The 17,215-nt window shown below is 55.5% G+C and carries 20 protein-coding genes; 8 read left to right on the top strand and 12 right to left on the bottom strand.

The features are described from left to right. Nucleotides 1–21: 21 nt before the first annotated feature. Nucleotides 22–579, top strand: a complete 558-nt coding sequence (locus tag AAER43_RS02110) for a YtfJ family protein (RefSeq protein ID WP_014882256.1) — start codon at nucleotides 22–24, stop codon at nucleotides 577–579. Here the strand turns inward: AAER43_RS02110 and cysQ are convergent. Further along, on the bottom strand, nucleotides 573–1,313 hold the full coding sequence (cysQ, locus tag AAER43_RS02105; protein ID WP_014882255.1) for a 3'(2'),5'-bisphosphate nucleotidase CysQ: 741 nt from the start codon (nucleotides 1,311–1,313) through the stop codon (nucleotides 573–575). The genes AAER43_RS02110 and cysQ overlap by 7 nt on opposite strands. A 190-nt stretch (nucleotides 1,314–1,503) precedes the next feature. Here cysQ and AAER43_RS02100 point away from each other — a divergent pair, with 190 nt between their 5' ends. Next, complete coding sequence (locus AAER43_RS02100; RefSeq protein WP_050861804.1) at nucleotides 1,504–3,453, top strand: bifunctional 2',3'-cyclic-nucleotide 2'-phosphodiesterase/3'-nucleotidase; 1,950 nt, start codon at nucleotides 1,504–1,506, stop codon at nucleotides 3,451–3,453. Between the two features lie 77 nt (nucleotides 3,454–3,530). Here AAER43_RS02100 and AAER43_RS02095 read toward each other — a convergent pair whose 3' ends face one another. Then, on the bottom strand, nucleotides 3,531–3,917 hold the full coding sequence (locus AAER43_RS02095; RefSeq protein ID WP_050861803.1) for a helix-turn-helix domain-containing protein: 387 nt from the start codon (nucleotides 3,915–3,917) through the stop codon (nucleotides 3,531–3,533). 84 nt (nucleotides 3,918–4,001) lie between these two features. Between AAER43_RS02095 and AAER43_RS02090 the strand changes: the two genes are divergently transcribed. The 3 genes from AAER43_RS02090 to AAER43_RS02080 all read left to right on the top strand — a co-directional run bounded on the left by AAER43_RS02090 (nucleotide 4,002) and on the right by AAER43_RS02080 (nucleotide 6,796). Continuing rightward, nucleotides 4,002–4,850 (top strand): SDR family oxidoreductase, encoded by an 849-nt coding sequence (locus AAER43_RS02090; protein WP_014882252.1) that lies wholly within the window; start codon nucleotides 4,002–4,004, stop codon nucleotides 4,848–4,850. A gap of 80 nt (nucleotides 4,851–4,930) precedes the next feature. Then, nucleotides 4,931–5,755 carry an AraC family transcriptional regulator gene (locus AAER43_RS02085; protein ID WP_047027131.1) on the top strand — a complete coding sequence of 275 codons (825 nt, stop codon included), beginning with the start codon at nucleotides 4,931–4,933 and terminating at the stop codon, nucleotides 5,753–5,755. A 75-nt stretch (nucleotides 5,756–5,830) separates the two neighbouring features. Continuing rightward, a complete protein-coding gene (locus tag AAER43_RS02080) occupies nucleotides 5,831–6,796 on the top strand; it encodes a DMT family transporter (RefSeq protein ID WP_050861802.1) in 966 nt (321 codons plus the stop codon). Between the two features lie 87 nt (nucleotides 6,797–6,883). Here the strand turns inward: AAER43_RS02080 and AAER43_RS02075 are convergent, their stop codons facing one another. Beyond that, nucleotides 6,884–8,533: a methyl-accepting chemotaxis protein gene (locus AAER43_RS02075; protein WP_050861801.1), complete on the bottom strand. Its 1,650-nt coding sequence runs from the start codon at nucleotides 8,531–8,533 to the stop codon at nucleotides 6,884–6,886. 245 nt (nucleotides 8,534–8,778) lie between these two features. Here AAER43_RS02075 and ytfE point away from each other — a divergent pair, with 245 nt between their 5' ends. Continuing rightward, nucleotides 8,779–9,441: an iron-sulfur cluster repair protein YtfE gene (gene ytfE, locus AAER43_RS02070; RefSeq protein ID WP_023331865.1), complete on the top strand. Its 663-nt coding sequence runs from the start codon at nucleotides 8,779–8,781 to the stop codon at nucleotides 9,439–9,441. An 86-nt stretch (nucleotides 9,442–9,527) separates the two neighbouring features. Here the strand turns inward: ytfE and cycA are convergent, their stop codons facing one another. Together cycA and fklB are read right to left on the bottom strand one after the other, a co-directional pair. Beyond that, complete coding sequence (cycA, locus tag AAER43_RS02065; protein ID WP_050861800.1) at nucleotides 9,528–10,937, bottom strand: D-serine/D-alanine/glycine transporter; 1,410 nt, start codon at nucleotides 10,935–10,937, stop codon at nucleotides 9,528–9,530. Between the two features lie 311 nt (nucleotides 10,938–11,248). After that, nucleotides 11,249–11,869: an FKBP-type peptidyl-prolyl cis-trans isomerase gene (gene fklB / locus AAER43_RS02060; RefSeq protein ID WP_008502892.1), complete on the bottom strand. Its 621-nt coding sequence runs from the start codon at nucleotides 11,867–11,869 to the stop codon at nucleotides 11,249–11,251. A 233-nt stretch (nucleotides 11,870–12,102) separates the two neighbouring features. On the opposite strand from fklB, the gene AAER43_RS02055 reads away from it, so the two are divergent. Continuing rightward, nucleotides 12,103–12,741 (top strand): OapA family protein, encoded by a 639-nt coding sequence (locus tag AAER43_RS02055; RefSeq protein WP_032637673.1) that lies wholly within the window; start codon nucleotides 12,103–12,105, stop codon nucleotides 12,739–12,741. Between the two features lie 68 nt (nucleotides 12,742–12,809). On the opposite strand, the gene rplI is transcribed toward AAER43_RS02055, so the two are convergent. From rplI to rpsF, 4 genes are read right to left on the bottom strand one after another with little or no spacing between them, the layout of a single operon-like run. Further along, nucleotides 12,810–13,259 (bottom strand): 50S ribosomal protein L9, encoded by a 450-nt coding sequence (gene rplI, locus AAER43_RS02050; protein WP_006810372.1) that lies wholly within the window; start codon nucleotides 13,257–13,259, stop codon nucleotides 12,810–12,812. A 41-nt stretch (nucleotides 13,260–13,300) separates the two neighbouring features. Then, the gene (gene rpsR, locus AAER43_RS02045; RefSeq protein ID WP_000135199.1) at nucleotides 13,301–13,528 is read right to left on the bottom strand and encodes a 30S ribosomal protein S18; all 228 of its coding nucleotides are present in this window, start codon (nucleotides 13,526–13,528) and stop codon (nucleotides 13,301–13,303) included. Nucleotides 13,529–13,532: 4 nt separating this feature from the next. Continuing rightward, a complete protein-coding gene (gene priB, locus AAER43_RS02040) occupies nucleotides 13,533–13,847 on the bottom strand; it encodes a primosomal replication protein N (protein WP_008502895.1) in 315 nt (104 codons plus the stop codon). Between the two features lie 6 nt (nucleotides 13,848–13,853). Next, nucleotides 13,854–14,249 (bottom strand): 30S ribosomal protein S6, encoded by a 396-nt coding sequence (gene rpsF, locus AAER43_RS02035; protein ID WP_014068637.1) that lies wholly within the window; start codon nucleotides 14,247–14,249, stop codon nucleotides 13,854–13,856. Nucleotides 14,250–14,590: 341 nt separating this feature from the next. On the opposite strand from rpsF, the gene yjfY reads away from it, so the two are divergent. Continuing rightward, the gene (yjfY, locus tag AAER43_RS02030) at nucleotides 14,591–14,866 is read left to right on the top strand and encodes a DUF1471 family protein YjfY (protein ID WP_014882245.1); all 276 of its coding nucleotides are present in this window, start codon (nucleotides 14,591–14,593) and stop codon (nucleotides 14,864–14,866) included. 141 nt (nucleotides 14,867–15,007) lie between these two features. Here yjfY and AAER43_RS02025 read toward each other — a convergent pair whose 3' ends face one another. From AAER43_RS02025 to ulaD, 3 genes are read right to left on the bottom strand one after another with little or no spacing between them, the layout of a single operon-like run. After that, nucleotides 15,008–15,694, bottom strand: coding sequence for an L-ribulose-5-phosphate 4-epimerase (locus AAER43_RS02025; protein ID WP_050861799.1), 687 nt, complete (start codon nucleotides 15,692–15,694; stop codon nucleotides 15,008–15,010). Beyond that, complete coding sequence (locus AAER43_RS02020) at nucleotides 15,687–16,547, bottom strand: L-ribulose-5-phosphate 3-epimerase (RefSeq protein WP_014882243.1); 861 nt, start codon at nucleotides 16,545–16,547, stop codon at nucleotides 15,687–15,689. Before AAER43_RS02020 ends, AAER43_RS02025 begins: the two co-directional genes overlap by 8 nt. A 9-nt stretch (nucleotides 16,548–16,556) precedes the next feature. After that, nucleotides 16,557–17,207, bottom strand: a complete 651-nt coding sequence (ulaD, locus tag AAER43_RS02015) for a 3-keto-L-gulonate-6-phosphate decarboxylase UlaD (protein WP_032637676.1) — start codon at nucleotides 17,205–17,207, stop codon at nucleotides 16,557–16,559. Nucleotides 17,208–17,215 lie beyond the last annotated feature (8 nt).

Raw genomic sequence — 17,215 nt, 5'->3', positions numbered from 1 at the left:
TGCAAACAATAAGGAAACGCCATGACCCTACGTAACATCCTTGCAGCAGCTTGTCTGCTGCTGCCCCTGTGGGCTTGCGCTCACAACATTGAAAAAGGACAACGCGTCCCGCCAGTCGGCATTGCTGACCGGGGAGAATTGATTCTCGACAATGATAAGTTTAGCTATAAAGCCTGGAATAGCGCGCAGCTCGCAGGCAAAGTGAGAGTTGTACAACATATTGCCGGTCGTACATCTGCAAAAGAGAAAAATGCCAACCTGGTGGAAGCGATCAAGGCCGCAAAATTCCCGCACGATCGCTACCAGACCACCACGATTGTGAACACCGATGACGCGATTCCCGGCTCCGGGATGTTTGTGCGTTCAAGCCTTGAGAGTAATAAGAAGCTCTATCCGTGGTCGCAGTTTATCGTCGACAGCAACGGAGTCACCCGTAAGGCCTGGCAGCTGGAGGAAGAGAGTTCCGCGATTATCGTGCTGGATAAGGAAGGTCGCGTCCAGTGGGTGAAAGACGGCGCGTTGACCCAGGAAGAGGTGCAGCAGGTCGTCGCCCTGCTGCACAAGCTGTTGGCTCAATAAATCGAGACGCGGAAGCCGGGGTTGAGGAAGGATTCACGCGGGGTATAGTCCAGCGGCTTGCCCTGCCAGTCATGAACATGCGCCCCGGCGGCCGCAGCAACCGCGTGCCCTGCCGCCGTATCCCAGACGTTAGTCGGCCCAAAGCGCGGATAAAGCTGCGCCTGTCCTTCCGCCACCAGGCAGAATTTCAGCGATGAACCAATCGACGTCGTCTGGTGCTCCCCCAGCTGCTGCAGGTACTCCTGCAGTTCACTGTCGCTGTGCGAGCGGCTAATCACCACCAGCGGTGGGCGCGCATCGCGCACCTGGATCTGCTTACGAACGCCGCACTCCTCCTTCCAGGCTTTACCTTCCGCCGCGCTGTACATCACCTTCATCACCGGGGCGTAAACCACGCCGAGCACCGCTTTTCCCTTCTCAATCAGGGCGATATTAACGGTGAACTCCCCGTTGCGCTTGATGAACTCTTTGGTACCGTCCAGCGGATCGACCAGCCAGTAGCGCTGCCAGTGCTGGCGTTCATCCCAGCTCTGCGGCGCTTCTTCAGACAGAACGGGGATGTCCGGCGTCAGCGCCTGTAAACCGTTCATAATGACCTTATGCGCAGCGATATCCGCCGCCGTGACCGGGGAGTCGTCCGCTTTACTGACGACCTCCATCGGTTTTGCACCGTCATACACTTGCATGATGGCATCCCCCGCATCCCGTGCGAGTTGACAAATTTTATCTAGCATTCTCCACCTCTTTGTTAACGCAGTGAGGTTAACTCATTGTTTTAGTTATATCGTAATGTGAACAATTCCGCTATCTGTGAAGCAATTCCGGTTTCAGTACGCTTTTTTCTGTCAGGATTCACATTTCTGTAAGCAACACGCTATAGATACATACTCTTTTGTGGCATGGATCGAAAAAAGGACTCCTCTGATGATTAAGTTTAGTGCAACGCTTCTGGCGACGCTGATTGCAGCGAGCGTGCAGGCGGCGACGGTAGATCTGCGTATTCTGGAAACGACCGATCTGCACAGCAACATAATGGACTTCGATTACTACAAAGATACCCCTACCGAAAAATTCGGTCTGGTCCGCACGGCAAGTTTGATCGATGCCGCGCGGGGTGAAGTGAAAAATAGCGTGCTGGTGGACAACGGCGATCTTATTCAGGGTAGTCCACTCGGGGATTACATGGCCGCGAAGGGGCTAAAGAAAGGCGAGATCCATCCCGTTTATAAGGCGATGAATACGCTGGATTATGCCGTCGGCAACCTGGGCAACCACGAATTTAACTACGGCCTGAAGTACCTGCACGATGCGCTGGCTGGCGCAAAATTCCCCTACGTTAACGCCAACATCATCGACGTTAAGACGCAGAAGCCGCTCTTTACCCCCTATCTGATTAAAGAGACCGAGGTTGTCGATCAGGACGGTAAAAAACAGACGCTTAAAATCGGCTATATCGGCTTCGTGCCACCGCAAATCATGACCTGGGATAAAGCCAACCTCGCCGGTAAAGTGACCGTTAACGATATTACCGAAACTGCGCGCAAATACGTGCCGGAAATGCGCGAAAAAGGGGCAGATCTGGTGGTGGTGGTTGCGCACTCGGGACTCTCCGCCGACCCGTATCAGGCCATGGCGGAAAACTCCGTTTATTATCTGAGTGAAGTCCCGGGCGTCGATGCGATCCTGTTCGGCCACGCCCACGCGGTCTTCCCGGGTAAGGACTTTGCCAGCATTAAGGGCGCAGACATCGAGAAAGGGACGCTCAATGGCGTGCCGTCGGTGATGCCGGGCATGTGGGGCGACCACCTTGGGGTGGTGGATCTGGTACTCAATAACGATGGCGGCAGCTGGAAGGTCACTCAGTCAAAAGCAGAGGCGCGTCCGATTTACGACGCTGCGGCTAAAAAATCACTGGCCGCTGAAGATAAAAAACTGGTCGACGTGCTGAAGCACGATCACGACGCCACCCGCGAATTCGTCAGCAAGCCGATCGGCCAATCCGCCGATAATATGTATAGCTTCCTGGCGCTGGTGCAGGATGACCCAACCGTTCAGGTCGTCAACATGGCGCAGAAGGCCTATGCCGAACACTTTGTTCAGGGCGATCCGGATCTGGCAAAACTGCCGGTGCTGTCTGCCGCTGCGCCATTCAAAGTTGGCGGGCGTAAGAACGACCCGGCAAGCTATGTCGAAGTTGAGAAAGGCCAGCTGACGTTCCGTAACGCCGCCGATCTCTATCTCTATCCGAACACGCTGGTGGTGGTGAAAGCGACGGGTAAAGAAGTGAAGGAATGGCTGGAGTGCTCTGCCGGACAGTTTAACCAGATCGATCCGAAGAGCAGTAAACCGCAGTCGCTGATTAACTGGGATGGCTTCCGAACCTATAACTTTGACGTGATCGATGGCGTGAATTATCAGATTGACGTTACCCAACCCGCGAAATATGACGGCGAGTGCCAGGCCATTAACCCGCAGGCCGAGCGCATCAAAAACCTGACCTTCAACGGTAAGGCGATCGATCCGAATGCCACCTTCCTGGTGGTAACCAATAACTACCGCGCCTATGGCGGTAAGTTTGCCGGTACGGGAGATAACCACATCGCCTTTGCTTCACCGGACGAAAACCGCTCGGTACTGGCGGCGTGGATCAGTGCTGAGTCGAAGAAGGCGGGCGAAATTCACCCGGCCGTGGATAACAACTGGCGCCTGGCACCGATCCACAGCGATACGAAACTGGATATCCGCTTTGAAACGTCACCGTCCGATAAGGCCGCCGCGTTCATTAAGGATAAGGCGCAGTATCCGATGAAGAAGGTGGCGACCGATGATATTGGCTTCGCGATTTATCAGGTTGACCTAAGCAAGTCGCGGTGATTGTGTCGGGTGGCGCTTCGCTTACCCGACCTACGAGATCGGGTAGGCCGGGTAAGGCGAAGCCGCCACCCGGCATGTCACGCCACCCGATCGTCCCGATTCGCCATCACCTTCGGCGTATTCACCTCAATCCAGTCCGCCAGCGCAGCCACTTTCTCACTGACCTCAATCCCCATCGGCGTCAGGCTATACTCTACGTGCGGCGGCACAACCGGATATGACACGCGATCGACAAACCCGTCCTGCTCCAGCGCCTGAAGCGACTGGGACAGCATCTTTTCGCTTACCCCGCCCATTTTGCGGCGCAGATCGCTGAAGCGATGCGTTCCCTGACGCAGGGCCAGCAGAATCAGCACGCCCCAGCGGCTGGTAACGTGTTTGAGCACCTCCCGGGAAGGACACTGTTCCGCAAAGAGGTTGCCATCGCGCATTTGTTCGCTGAGTGTCGGTATCGTTGTTTTCATACTTACCTTTTTGTACGTACTTACTAAAAGTTAGCTATGGTGCTAGTGTGCCATAACACCAGACAAACACGAAGGAGATTCATCATGATTGCGATTACCGGCGCTACCGGCCAGCTTGGCCAATACGTTATTGAAGAACTGCTGAAAACGGTTCCGGCAAACGAGATTGTCGCCATTGTCCGTAACCCGGCGAAAGCCGACGCCTTAAGCCAGCAGGGAATTGTAGTTCGTCAGGCGGATTACACGAACGAAGCCGCCTTCACCGCCGCGCTGAGCGGCGTGGATAAGCTGCTGCTGATCTCCTCCAGCGAAGTCGGCCAGCGTGCAACCCAACATCAGAACGTCATTAACGCCGCCAAAGCCGCTGGCGTGAAATTCATCGCCTACACCAGCCTGCTGCATGCGGATCGCTCCCCGCTGGGCCTGCACGTTGAACACGTCGAGACGGAGAAAGCGCTGGCGGCGTCCGGCATTCCTTATGCCCTGCTGCGCAATGGCTGGTATACCGAAAACTATCTGGCAAGCGCGCCACCGGCGATTGAGCATGGCGTGTTTATAGGTGCGGCAGGCGAAGGCAAAATTGCCTCTGCCACCCGTGCAGACTACGCCGCCGCCGCAGCCAAAGTGATCGCTGAAGAGGGTCATGCTGGCAAGGTATACGAACTGGCTGGCGACCACGGCTGGACGCTGAGCGAGCTGGCGGCTGAGCTGAGCAAGCAGAGCGGGAAGCCGGTGACCTATCAGAATCTCAGCGAAGCCGATTTTGCCGCCGCGCTGAAGGGGGTGGGTCTGCCTGCGGGGCTGGCGGATATGCTCGCGGACTCCGACGTGGGTGCATCCAAAGGCGGCCTGTTTGACGACAGCCATACCCTGAGCACACTGATCGGCCGCCCGACCACACCGCTGGCGGAGAGCATTAAAGCCATTCTGTAATTGTTACGGATTGGTTATTTTTTGTGGCATCCCCTCGGGTCATCTCTGATAATGAAGCGATGACCACGAGGAGGCTCAACGTGCAAGGCGTACCGGAACAGTTCATTGATGAGAGAGACAGCGCGCGCTTTCGCCATCTGGCGCAGGTGCCGGGCATCGAACTCTATCACGCGCATATATCCCGCTACGCCTTTGAGCCTCACACCCATGAAGCCTTCGGGATCGGCACGATTGAAACCGGTGCCGAACGTTTTCGCTATCGCGGTACCCAGCACCTCGCGCCGGAGAAATCCGTCGTTACCATGAACCCGGACGAGATCCACACCGGGGAATCAGCCACCGAAGGCGGCTGGCGCTACCGGATGGTCTATATCGAACCCGATCTGCTGGAAGAGGTAACCGGCCTCCGGCACTGGTGGTTCAGCGAGGTGACCCGTTTTGACCCCCATCGCTCGCAGCAAATCGGCAGGCTCATCTACGGCCTGTGGCATACGGACGATCCGCTGGCGCAAAAAGGATTATTGCTGGATCTGATTGAGACCTTTCAGCCCCTGGCCCATCACGCGCCGGTGGTTCAGGAAGGTGCGCACCGCTTCGAACGTGTGCGCGAGTATCTGCATGACAACTATATGCACTCCCTGACGCTCGATGAGCTGGCCAACGTCGTTTCGCTCAGTCCGTATCATTTTCAGCGCCAGTTCAAAGCCCATTTCCACGTTACGCCGCACCAGATGCTGATGGCTATCCGCCTGTGGCGCGCCAAAGCGTTCCTCACCCACGGCATGCCCGCAGCTGAGGTCGCTGCGGCGACGGGGCTGACCGACCAGTCACATTTGACCCGGGCATTTACCCGCCGCTACGGCATTACGCCCGTGCGCTACCAGAAGCAGGTCACCCGGCGGTAATGCGCAATCTCATACAATACGCGCGCATTTGCCCTTCCTACACTGAGCGCAACGTGAAGCAATAGGGATGGAAAAATGATTAGTGGCGTGTTGTATGCCCTGCTGGCAGGGATGATGTGGGGGCTGATTTTTGTTGGCCCGCTGATCGTGCCCGAATACCCGGCAATACTGCAGTCGACCGGACGTTATCTGGCGCTGGGGCTGATAGCCTTACCTCTGGCATGGCTGGGACGCGCGCGCCTGCGTCAGCTTAGCCGTCAGGACTGGCGCACCGCGCTGGCGCTGACCATGATGGGCAACCTCATCTATTACGTTTGCCTGGCGAGTGCCATTCAACGCACCGGGGCCCCGGTCTCGACCATGATTATCGGCACACTGCCGGTTGTCATCCCCATCTTTGCTAACCTGCTCTATAGCCACCGCGATGGCAAACTGACGTGGCCAAAAATGGTGCCTGCGCTGTTGTGTACCGCCGTAGGGCTGATATGCGTCAATATTGCCGAGCTGCGTAATGGGCTGAAGGACTTTGATCTGTGGCGTTACGGCTCCGGCATTCTGCTGGCGTTCGTTTCCGTGGCGTGTTGGGCATGGTATGCCCTGCGCAATGCGCGCTGGCTGCGTGAGAACCCGGACAAGCATCCGATGATGTGGGCGACGGCTCAGGCCCTGGTCACATTGCCCGTTTCACTGCTGGGATATGTTGGGGCGTGCCTCTGGTTAGGCCATCAACAGCCCGATTTCGCCCAGCCCTTCGGACCCAGACCGTGGGTATTTGTTGCCCTGATGGTGGCGATTGCGGTGCTGTGTTCCTGGGTGGGCGCGCTGTGCTGGAACATTGCCAGCCAGAAACTGCCAACGGTGATCCTGGGGCCGCTGATTGTTTTCGAAACCCTGGCCGGGCTGCTTTATACCTTCCTGATGCGCCAGAGCGTACCGCCTGTATTAACGGCCTGTGGGATTGTGTTGCTGGTCGTTGGGGTGGTGATGGCGGTGAGAGCGAAGCCGGAAAAACCGAGGGTTGTGTCAGCATCAGAAGTGTGATTTTTGCCGGGTGGCGGCTACGCCTTACCCGGCCTACACGGAGCGATTTTGTAGGCCGGGTAAGCGTCAGCGCCACCCGGCACCAGGTTAAAACGTTTCCCAGTTCGCTTCAGGCACGCTCGCTGCGGGCTGCGCTTTCGGCACGTAGGTTTTCACCGGCGCGGCTTTGACCGCCTGATTACGGGTAATTTTAAACACCGCCACCGCGTCATTCAGGCGTGCAGCCTGATCTTCCAGCGCGGCCGCCGCGGCCGCAGATTCCTCGACCAGCGAGGCGTTCTGCTGGGTCACGCGATCCATTTCAGCCACCGCCTGGCCCACCTGGTCGATACCGCGGCTCTGCTCGTCAGAGGCTGAGGCGATCTCGCCCATAATGTCCGTCACGCGGGTGACCGCATTGACGATCTCCGCCATCGTCGCCCCGGCTTCGTTAACCAGCTGCGAGCCGGCGTTCACGCGCTCGCCGGAATCGTCGATCAGCGCTTTGATCTCTTTCGCCGCCTGGGCACTGCGCTGGGCGAGGGTACGTACTTCCCCTGCGACCACCGCAAAGCCACGGCCCTGTTCACCTGCACGCGCAGCCTCTACCGCCGCGTTCAACGCCAGAATGTTGGTCTGGAAAGCAATACCGTCGATCACGTTGGTAATTTGCGCAATTTTACTGGAACTGGTGGCGATTTCGTCCATCGTGCGCACGACACCTTCCACCACGTTCCCGCCCTTCTTCGCCGTTGAGGAGGCATCCAGTGCCAGACGGGAAGCCTGACGGGCGTTATCGGCATTCTGCTTCACGGTGGCCGTCAGCTGTTCCATGCTGGCTGCCGTTTCTTCCAGGGAAGCCGCCTGCTGCTCAGTACGGGAAGAAAGGTCGTTACTCCCGGCAGAAATTTCACCGGCTCCGGTGTAGATGGTGTCGGCACCTTCACGCACCACGCCAACGGTATTCGCCAGCGAGGTCTGCATCTCATGCACGTTGCGCGCCAGGATCGCCATTTCGTTCTTACCGTCAGCCTGAATCGGCTGGGTTAAGTCCCCTGCCGCAATGGCGCGAATATGGTTGATCACCTCTTCCAGAGGCAGCAGCAGCACGCGACGCATGGCGATCCAGCTGGAAATAATCACCACAATGACCAACAGCATTACCGCAGAGAGGATCCACAGAATGCGTTTGTAGTCGCTTTCATTGTCCTGGATGCCTTTATCGGTAAGCGTTGCCTGTGCTTCGCGCCACTCGCGATAAACCGCCTGCATCGCAGTCTGTTTTTGCTCAGCGTTCTGCTTGAACATGTCTTCCAGATTGCCCTGGCTCAGCAGCACGTTCATTTGCGTCAGCGTTGAGGAGTAAATACGGTATTGCTCCTCCAGTCGCTTCGCCAGATTCTCGTCCAGGCCCGGCGTATTCGGCAGGGCATAGTATTTATCGTAATGGACCTGCGCATCAGCCAGCAGATTTTTCGCGGTGTTGACCAGCTCATTGAGCTGACCACCATTAATCTGCGAAGCCATGCTGCTTTGCAGACGCAGCATCCCACGGTTCAGCGTCACGCGCGCCTGGTTCAGGCTGATCCACGCATCGGTAAACTCCGCCACATTCTTGCTGGAGAGCTGCGACACGGTGAAATTGTCTTTATCGTTGTTCAGCGCGTTGATAAAGATCCCCGCGGAAATCACTTGCATGATGCCGAGCACAAGCAGCACCGAAATAAGAAGAGTAATAACTTTTATACGTTTAAACATACGTTGCCTTTGTTATATGCAGGTTTGTCTGACGTGGATATATCGGCAGGCAAGGCGGGTTGTTTACTGTTTCTCCACCTTTAAAAACTTTCTAAACCACTTTCCTGAATCCATTCAGGGCGTTAACCCGGATAATTTTTTTGTGACTTACGTCTCACTTTTACCCTTCCCTCTAAAGGGTTATAGCGCCGCCATAAAGATGCATTTAAAATGCATCTTATATTCTTGATGACGAGGTAACTGCTATGGCCTTTCGCGACCAACCCCTCGGCGAGCTGGCGCTCTCCATCCCTCGCGCTTCTGCGCTGTTCCGTAAATACGATATGGATTACTGCTGCGGCGGTAAGCAAACCCTCGCGCGAGCGGCCTCACGTAAGGAGCTGGATGTGGAGGTGATTGAAGCAGAGCTGGCGCAACTGGCCGAACAGCCTGTTGATAAAGACTGGCGTACCGCCCCGCTCGCAGAAATCATCGACCACATCATTGTGCGTTACCACGATCGCCACCGGGAGCAACTGCCGGAGCTGATCCTGCAGGCGACCAAAGTCGAGCGCGTACATGCTGACAAACCTTCCGTACCCCGCGGTCTGGCGAAATATCTGACCATGCTGCACGAAGAGCTTTCCAGCCACATGATGAAAGAAGAACAGATCCTTTTCCCGATGATTAAACAGGGAATGGGCAGCCAGGCAATGGGTCCGATTAGCGTGATGGAAAGCGAGCATGATGATGCGGGCGAACTGCTGGAAGTGATCAAACACACCACCCACAACGTCACACCGCCGCCAGAGGCGTGCACCACCTGGAAAGCGATGTACAACGGCATTAACGAGATGATCGATGACCTGATGGAACACATCAGTCTTGAGAACAACGTGTTGTTCCCGCGGGCATTAGCTGATAAATAAAAAAGCCCGGTAGCGCTAGCGCTTACCGGGCCTACAACGTCCTCGAACGTAGGCCGGGTAAGCGTCAGCGCCACCCGGCAACATGCTTAACGCATGCCAGCCATATGTTTCTTACCGATAAACACCCAGCCCAGCCCCAGCGCGATAAACCACAGCGGCGTAACAATCAGCGCCTGACGGGTATCATCTTCCAGCGTCAGCAGCACCAGCACGAACACGAAGAACGCCATGCACACCCAGCACATCAGCTTGCCCAGCGGCATCTTGTAGATCGACTTCTCATGCAGGTGTGGACGCTGTTTGCGGTACACCAGGTACGAGCAGAGGATAATGGTCCAGACGAACATAAACAGGATTGCAGAGACCGTGGTGATCATGGTGAACGCGCCAATCACGCTTGGGTTCACGTAGAGCATGACCACGCCGCCCAGCAGGCACATGCAGGAGAAAGTCAGCCCTTTCGCCGGTACCGCACGCTTAGACAGTTTCGCAAAGGCGCTCGGCGCCACGCCCTCCTGCGCCAGACCAAACAGCATACGGCTGGTTGAGAACACGCCGCTGTTCGCGGACGACGCCGCAGAGGTCAGCACGACGAAGTTAATCAGGCTTGCCGCAGCGGGCAGCCCTACCAGCACAAACAGTTCAACGAACGGGCTCTTGCTCGGCACCACGGAGCTCCACGGCGTCACGGACATAATGATGATCAGCGCGAAGACGTAGAACATGATGATACGAACCGGAATCGAGTTAATGGCGCGCGGGAGAGACTTCTCGGGATCTTTAGTTTCGGCCGCCGTGGTTCCCACCAGCTCAATGCCCACAAACGCGAACACCGCAATCTGGAAGCCGGCAAAGAAGCCGCTGATGCCTTTCGGGAACCAGCCACCGTCATTCCACAGATGGGTAAATGATGCCTGTACGCCGGTTGGCGACTGGAAGTGCGTCAGTACCATCACCAGGCCCACAACAATCAGCCCCACGATAGCGACAATCTTGATCATCGCGAACCAGAACTCCATCTCACCGAACATTTTTACGGTGGCGAGGTTGAGGCTCAGCAGCAAAGCGATAACCGCCAGCGAGGCCACCCAGTCTGACAGTCCCGGGAACCAGAACTGTGCGTAGGCGGTAATCGCCACGACGTCCGCCATACCGGTAACAACCCAGCAGAACCAGTAGGTCCAGCCGGTGAAATAGCCTGCCCATGGTCCGAGCAGGTCAGACGCGAAGTCGCTGAAGGATTTGTATTCGAGGTTCGAGAGCAGCAATTCACCCATTGCCCGCATCACGAAGAACAGCATGAAACCAATGATCATATAAACGAAGATGATCGACGGCCCGGCAAGACTGATGGTTTTGCCTGACCCCATAAACAGCCCGGTCCCGATGGCCCCACCTATGGCGATAAGCTGAATATGACGGTTTGTGAGATTGCGCCGTAGCGACTGTTCAGACGTCGCCTCTTCTGCAGCGGCGACTTTGACCTGATCTACCATGTAATTTTTCCTGTTTATGCCTGTCTGTGTTGTTAAGGCTCTTCTGGCCTTTAAATACGTCAAAAGATGACGTTCCCCTTGTAAGGGCTTATCGATATTAGGTAAGAATCGGCGGGATGAATACTATGATTTAGATATTATGTTAATAATATGTTGAAAGTGAGTGTCATATCACTCATACAGCGCGAAACAGCTCACAAAAATACACGCAAAAGTTTCGTTTGCAAGATAAAATATTGATAACGTCGTAACTATAGGTTTTATCACTATTTTCCTCTCCCCGAACGGAGAGAGGAAATAAGAAAAGTCGATTACAGGATTTCCAGCAGCTCGACTTCAAATACCAGGGTGCTGAATGGCGGGATGGATGCGCCAGCACCACGCTCGCCGTAAGCCAGGTTGTGCGGAATAGTCAGTTCCCATTTGGAGCCAACTGGCATCAGGGTCAGCGCTTCAATCCAGCCTGCGATCACGCCGTTGACCGGGAATTCTGCCGGTTCGCCACGCGCCACGGAGCTGTCAAACACGGTGCCGTCGATCAGTTTACCGGTATAATGTACGCGAACGTGGTCGGTACGTGCCGGGATTGCGCCGTCGCCCTGGTTGATCACGCGGAACTGCAGGCCAGACTCGGTGCTGTTCACGCCTTCACGCTCACGGTTCTCTTCCAGATATTTCACGCCTTCGGCCGCCATCTCTTCGAAACGCGCGCGACGCACAGCGTCAGCACGTTCATGAATTTCACGCAGTGCGCGGTGTACAACGTCAACCGGAACAGCGGGCTGTTTACCTTCCAGCGCGTCAGCGATACCCGCCACCAGCGCTTCTGGTAACAGACCTTCCAGGCCGGATTCGCTCAGCTGCTGTCCTACCTGCAAGCCGATACCGTAACTTGCCTGCGCTTCGATAGTGTCAAAAGTCGGGGTGGTCATGGGTTTTCCTTCCATCACATTTAAAGTAGCGGGCAGCATAGCAGCCATGCCCTTATGGGTAAAACTTTGTCTGAAGTTAAGGTGACAAACCGCGACGAAACAGAAACAATAGAGACAACCAGGATTAATCCCGAACTGATGTCACGGATGTCGGGTTTGCTACGCCGTTCAGGCAGTTAGCAAACTATACTTCGATGCACAGGATAAAAAAGACGCGGAGCAGGAGGAGAGCCATGCCCGGGCGATTTGAACTGAAACCTACCCTGGCGAAAATCTGGCAGGCGCCGGACAATTTTCGCATTATGGACCCGCTGCCTCCTCTGCATCGCAGAGGGATTATCATTGGTGCGCTGATGGTGATCGTGGGCTTCCTGCTTCCTTCCGGCGGTGATGATGTCGATACCGCCCCTGTCACCCGCAATGCACAACTGGATATTCAGTCGCAAACGCGGCCGCAGCCTGATGCACAGCCGATGCAAACGCAGCTGGTGACCCCTTCGAACGATCCGGGTCAGGTCGCGCCGGTTGAACCGGAACCCGTCCAGGAAGATCAGGCTCAAACCTCCGCCCCGGTAGAGCAGCAGGCTCAGCAGCCTACGGGCATTGAGCAGCAGTGGCGCTCCTATCGCGTCGAGCCGGGTAAAACCCTGGCGCAGCTTTTCCGCGATCACAACCTGCCGCCGACTGACGTGTATGCCATGGCAAAAGTGGAAGGTGCGGGTAAGCCGCTCAGTAACCTGCAGAATGGTCAGATGGTACAGATTCGCCAGAATGCCAGCGGTGTGGTGACAGGCTTAACGATTGATACAGGAAATGGTCAGCAGGTGCTGTTTACCCGCCAGCCGGACGGCAGTTTTGTCCGGGCGCGTTAAAGACCTGGTTCTTTAAAAAGCAAAACGCCGGCACAAGGCCGGCGTTTCAACGTGAGCAGAGTAAAAAATTACTCAGCTACAACGTTAACAACCAGTTTAGCGAACACTTCGCTGTGAACCTGGAAGTCAACTTCGTGCTCACCAGTGGTACGCAGAACGCCGTTCGGCATGCGAACTTCGCTCTTAGCCACTTTAACGCCTGCTGCAGTCACTGCATCAGCGATATCGCGGGTACCGATGGAACCGAACAGTTTACCTTCGTCGCCAGCTTTAGACGCGATGGTAACGGTGCCCAGTGCGTTGATTGCTTCAGCGCGAGCGTTAGCAGCCGCCAGAACGTCAGCCAGTTTGGCTTCCAGTTCAGCACGACGTGCTTCGAAAAACTCTACGTTTTTCTTAGTAGCTGGAACAGCTTTACCCTGTGGAACCAAGAAGTTACGAGCGTAACCCGCTTTAACGTTTACCTGATCACCCAGGCTGCCCAGGTTTGCTACTTTATCAAGCAGAATAACTTGCATTACCTTATCCTCTTAAAGTCGTATTAATGGACCGTGCCCGATTACTGATGACGATCAGTGTACGGCAGCAGGGACAGGTAGCGAGCGCGTTTGATAGCGCGAGCCAGCTGACGCTGATATTTTGCACGAGTACCGGTGATACGGCTTGGGACAATCTTACCGCTTTCGGTGATGTAGTTTTTCAGCGTTGCGATATCTTTATAGTCGATCTCTTGAACGCCTTCCGCGGTGAAACGGCAGAACTTGCGACGACGGAAATAACGTGCCATATGGCTAGTCTCCAGAATCTATCAAATCAATCTGCTCGGCATGCAGAACCATTTTGCTCAGGCCGTTCTTTGCCTTGTGGCAAGAGATGAACCCCTGAACGATTACTGCGCTACCGACCGTTAAACTGTGAGTAATGGCCTGGTTTTCGTGTCCGCTAATAATAACGGGCATTTGGCACCACGCCTGCCGGTGAAACCCGGCTTCCTCTTGCACAGAACGATGCTCAAGCACGAACTGGCAATGCGGAATTCCTGATGGACTGACCTTTCGAAGGGGAGCCCTGCATACGATGCCGGACAACGCCAGACGGTTGGTCATCAGAAATTACTCTTCAGAATCCCCAGCATCAGAATCATCTGCGGTTTCGTTTGCGAAATCATCGCGACGCTCACGGCGCTCGTCTTTCGCTTTAACCATCGGAGATGCTTCGGTAACTGCGTTTTTGGTACGCATAACCATGCTGCGGATAACGGCATCGTTGAAGCGGAAGGTAGTTTCCAGCTCATCGATCACTTCCTGCGGCGCTTCAACGTTCATCAGAACGTAGTGTGCTTTGTGCAGTTTGTTGATCGGGTAAGCCAGCTGACGGCGGCCCCAGTCTTCCAGACGGTGGATCGTACCTTCTGCACCAGTGATGGCAGCAGAGTAACGCTCGATCATACCCGGAACCTGTTCGCTCTGGTCAGGATGGACCATAAAAACGATTTCGTAATGACGCATCGAATTGCTCCTTACGGATTATTCAGCCTCCTGTCTGGGTCAGCCGAGGCCCGGGGAGGCAAGGAACGTGTTAAAGGTCGGCTGAAAAATTGACGCGTCATAATACTTGCGCGCCCCTGGAAACTCAAGCTGATTGCACAAATAATTCGCACAAAGCGTAAAGCGGGTCTAAGTGGGTGATTTAAAATTGAACACACCAGGAAGCGTTGTTTTTTTGAACAACTGCATCAGAAATGGTCACGCATCCCCGCCGTATGAATGATTACACTTTAATCAGAGAACACCTGAATTAAAGAAGGAGTATCCCCTCTCTCACAGCACGCAGTCGTGGAGCGCATATCATGAAAAAAATCGCATTAGCCATTATGGCTGCGCTTTTGCTCAGTGCAAACGCGATGGCAGCCATCAAAATAGACGGCCGGCAGGCCAGGAACATGGATGATGTGCAAAGCTTAGGCGTAATCTATATCAATCATAATTTCGCCACTGAAAGCGAAGCAGATCAGGCACTAAATGAAGAGACCGATGCCCAGGGCGCAACCTATTACCACGTGATGTTAATCCGTGAGCCCGGCAGCAACGGCAATATGCACGCCAGTGCAGACATTTACCGATAACGCTTTAACGCTAGCACCAGGAAAGCCAACAACGAGAACATACCCATAGTTTACGTTGCCCCCTGCCCGGGGGCTTTTTTTTGTAAATGGCTCTGAAATACCACCGGTTACAACTGTTTTTCGGTATTCCAGAGCACTTATTTACTTCTGACCGTAATAGGCATTCGGGCCGTGCTTGCGCATGAAATGCTTGTTCTTCAGGTAATCATCAATCCCCTGAAGCTGTGGATTAATGTCGCGGGCAATCCACGCCATTTTGGCCACCTCTTCCATCACCACAGCATTATGCACCGCGTCGTGAGCATCTTTACCCCAGGAGAACGGACCGTGCTGGTACACCACAATTCCCGGCGTATGCAGCGGTTCTGACTCACCCAGCGTTTCGATAATCACCTTGCCGGTGTTGAGCTCGTACTCGCCTTCCACCTCGGCCTGCGTTAACGCGCGCGTGCAGGGAATATCCCCGAAGAAGTAATCCGCGTGCGTCGTGCCCAGCGCCGGGATGACAAGCCCAGCCTGTGCCCAGGCGGTGGCATGGGTTGAGTGGGTATGCACTACCCCGCCGAGGGAGGGATAACGTCGATAAAGCGCCAGATGGGTAGCAGTATCCGAAGAAGGACGCCACTGTCCCTCTACGACGTTTCCTTCAAGGTCCACGACAACCATATCGTCGACCTTCATGGTCTCATACGCCACTCCGCTGGGTTTAATGACGATGAGGCCGCGCTCTCGGTCAATCGCGCTGACGTTACCCCAGGTGAACGTTACCAGGCCATAGCGCGGCAAATCCATATTGGCTTCAAAGACCTGCTGTTTAAGCTTAAGCATGTTCCACCTCCAGCAAACCTGCTCGCGCCATACGCTCGCGCACCCAGTCCCGGGCGTTTGCCACTTCCGCTGCCGGGTCGTCAGACGTCTCGCTCCACATCTCAATCAGGTAAGGCCCGCAATACCCTGTCTGCTTGAGCGTCTCGAAGCATCGTTCGAACTCCACCACCCCGGTGCCGAACGGTACGTTTTTAAACACGCCTGGACGGGTATCTTTGACGTGCACCGCCACGATATGCCCAATGCCCGCCTGCAGCTCCATCTGCACGTCGTTATCCCATGCCGACAGGTTGCCGATATCCGGATAGAGCTGGAACCACGGGTTATTCAGATAGTGCGCGTAGCCCAGTGCCTTGCTGATGGAGTTCATTAACGGGTAGTCCATGATCTCCATCGCCAGCGTAACCTGCGCGCGGCTTGCCATCTCAACGCTCTCTTTCAGACCGTCACGGAAACGACGGCGCGTTTCATCGTTGGCTTCCTGATAGTAAACGTCATAACCCGCCAGCTGGATCACACGGATACCGACATCCTGAGCAAAGCGAATGGCTTTGCGCATGATCTCCAGCCCCTGCGCCCGCACGGCATCATCTTCGCTGCCGAGGGGAAAACGACGGTGAGCGCTCAGGCACATGGACGGCACGCGCACGCCGGTTTCAGCGATGGCGCTCACCAGCGCCAGACGCTGCTCGCGGCTCCAGTCGAGGCGAGAGAGGCGTTCATCCGTCTCATCCACTGACATTTCGACAAAATCGAAACCCAGCTGCTTCGCCAGCTGTAACCGCGCCAGCCAGCACTCCCCCGCAGGGAGTGCCTTTTCATAGATGCCAAGCGGAACCTGTTTTGACAACATACCCGCTCCTTAGCCCCAAAGCTGAGCGATTGAGCGTTTGAACTGACGCGCTGCTTCCACCGGAGACGCCGCGTCACGGATGCTACGACCCGCGATAAAGACGTGAATCGGGATACCCTTGAACAGCGGCAGATCTTCCAGCGCCAGGCCACCGGTCACGGTCACTTTGAAGCCCATTTCGGCCAGACGTTTAATCGCGCTGATGTCCGCGTCGCCCCACGCCACGCCAGCGGCTTGCGCATCACGGCTGCGGTGGTACACCACCTGCTGGATCCCCGCATCGCGCCACGCCTGTGCCTGCTCCCAGGTCCAGAAACCGGTCAGTTCAATCTGCACGTCGCCGTTAAACTCTTTTGCCACGTCCAGCGCGCCTTTGGCGGTATTGATATCCGCGCAGCAGATCACGGTGACCCAGTCGGCGTTGGCTTCAAAACACATGCGGGAGAGGATTTTGCCCGCGTCAGCGATTTTGGCATCAGCCAGTACGATTTTGTGCGGGTAGAGCGCCTTCAGGTCACGAACGGCGCGAACGCCTTCGCCCACGCACAGAATGGTACCCACTTCAATGATGTCTACCTCTTCGGCGATCAGGCGGGTGGTTTCATAAGCATCGGACAGCGTCTGGTTATCCAGCGCAACCTGCAACATTGGTAATGACATGTTCAATT

The sequence above is a fragment of the Enterobacter sp. FUJ80071 genome (assembly GCF_038739915.1).
Taxonomy (GTDB): Bacteria; Pseudomonadota; Gammaproteobacteria; order Enterobacterales; family Enterobacteriaceae; genus Enterobacter; species Enterobacter kobei.
The sequence above is the reverse complement of the archived record's forward strand: the minus strand, read 5'-3'. Positions and strand labels throughout refer to the sequence as shown.

Excerpts from the sequence above, each read along its gene's own strand:
- AAER43_RS02090 (WP_014882252.1), top strand. The coding sequence starts at position 4,002 with ATGATTGCGATTACCGGCGCTACCGGCCAGCTTGGCCAATACGTTATT.
- AAER43_RS02055 (WP_032637673.1), top strand. The coding sequence starts at position 12,103 with ATGCCCGGGCGATTTGAACTGAAACCTACCCTGGCGAAAATCTGGCAG.
- AAER43_RS02095 (WP_050861803.1), bottom strand. The coding sequence starts at position 3,917 with ATGAAAACAACGATACCGACACTCAGCGAACAAATGCGCGATGGCAAC.
- priB (WP_008502895.1), bottom strand. The coding sequence starts at position 13,847 with ATGACCAACCGTCTGGCGTTGTCCGGCATCGTATGCAGGGCTCCCCTT.
- AAER43_RS02075 (WP_050861801.1), bottom strand. The coding sequence starts at position 8,533 with ATGTTTAAACGTATAAAAGTTATTACTCTTCTTATTTCGGTGCTGCTT.
- AAER43_RS02025 (WP_050861799.1), bottom strand. The coding sequence starts at position 15,694 with ATGCTTAAGCTTAAACAGCAGGTCTTTGAAGCCAATATGGATTTGCCG.
- cysQ (WP_014882255.1), bottom strand. The coding sequence starts at position 1,313 with ATGCTAGATAAAATTTGTCAACTCGCACGGGATGCGGGGGATGCCATC.
- rplI (WP_006810372.1), bottom strand. The coding sequence starts at position 13,259 with ATGCAAGTTATTCTGCTTGATAAAGTAGCAAACCTGGGCAGCCTGGGT.
- fklB (WP_008502892.1), bottom strand. The coding sequence starts at position 11,869 with ATGACCACCCCGACTTTTGACACTATCGAAGCGCAGGCAAGTTACGGT.
- AAER43_RS02100 (WP_050861804.1), top strand. The coding sequence starts at position 1,504 with ATGATTAAGTTTAGTGCAACGCTTCTGGCGACGCTGATTGCAGCGAGC.
- AAER43_RS02080 (WP_050861802.1), top strand. The coding sequence starts at position 5,831 with ATGATTAGTGGCGTGTTGTATGCCCTGCTGGCAGGGATGATGTGGGGG.
- cycA (WP_050861800.1), bottom strand. The coding sequence starts at position 10,937 with ATGGTAGATCAGGTCAAAGTCGCCGCTGCAGAAGAGGCGACGTCTGAA.
- rpsR (WP_000135199.1), bottom strand. The coding sequence starts at position 13,528 with ATGGCACGTTATTTCCGTCGTCGCAAGTTCTGCCGTTTCACCGCGGAA.
- ytfE (WP_023331865.1), top strand. The coding sequence starts at position 8,779 with ATGGCCTTTCGCGACCAACCCCTCGGCGAGCTGGCGCTCTCCATCCCT.
- yjfY (WP_014882245.1), top strand. The coding sequence starts at position 14,591 with ATGAAAAAAATCGCATTAGCCATTATGGCTGCGCTTTTGCTCAGTGCA.
- ulaD (WP_032637676.1), bottom strand. The coding sequence starts at position 17,207 with ATGTCATTACCAATGTTGCAGGTTGCGCTGGATAACCAGACGCTGTCC.
- AAER43_RS02110 (WP_014882256.1), top strand. The coding sequence starts at position 22 with ATGACCCTACGTAACATCCTTGCAGCAGCTTGTCTGCTGCTGCCCCTG.
- rpsF (WP_014068637.1), bottom strand. The coding sequence starts at position 14,249 with ATGCGTCATTACGAAATCGTTTTTATGGTCCATCCTGACCAGAGCGAA.
- AAER43_RS02020 (WP_014882243.1), bottom strand. The coding sequence starts at position 16,547 with ATGTTGTCAAAACAGGTTCCGCTTGGCATCTATGAAAAGGCACTCCCT.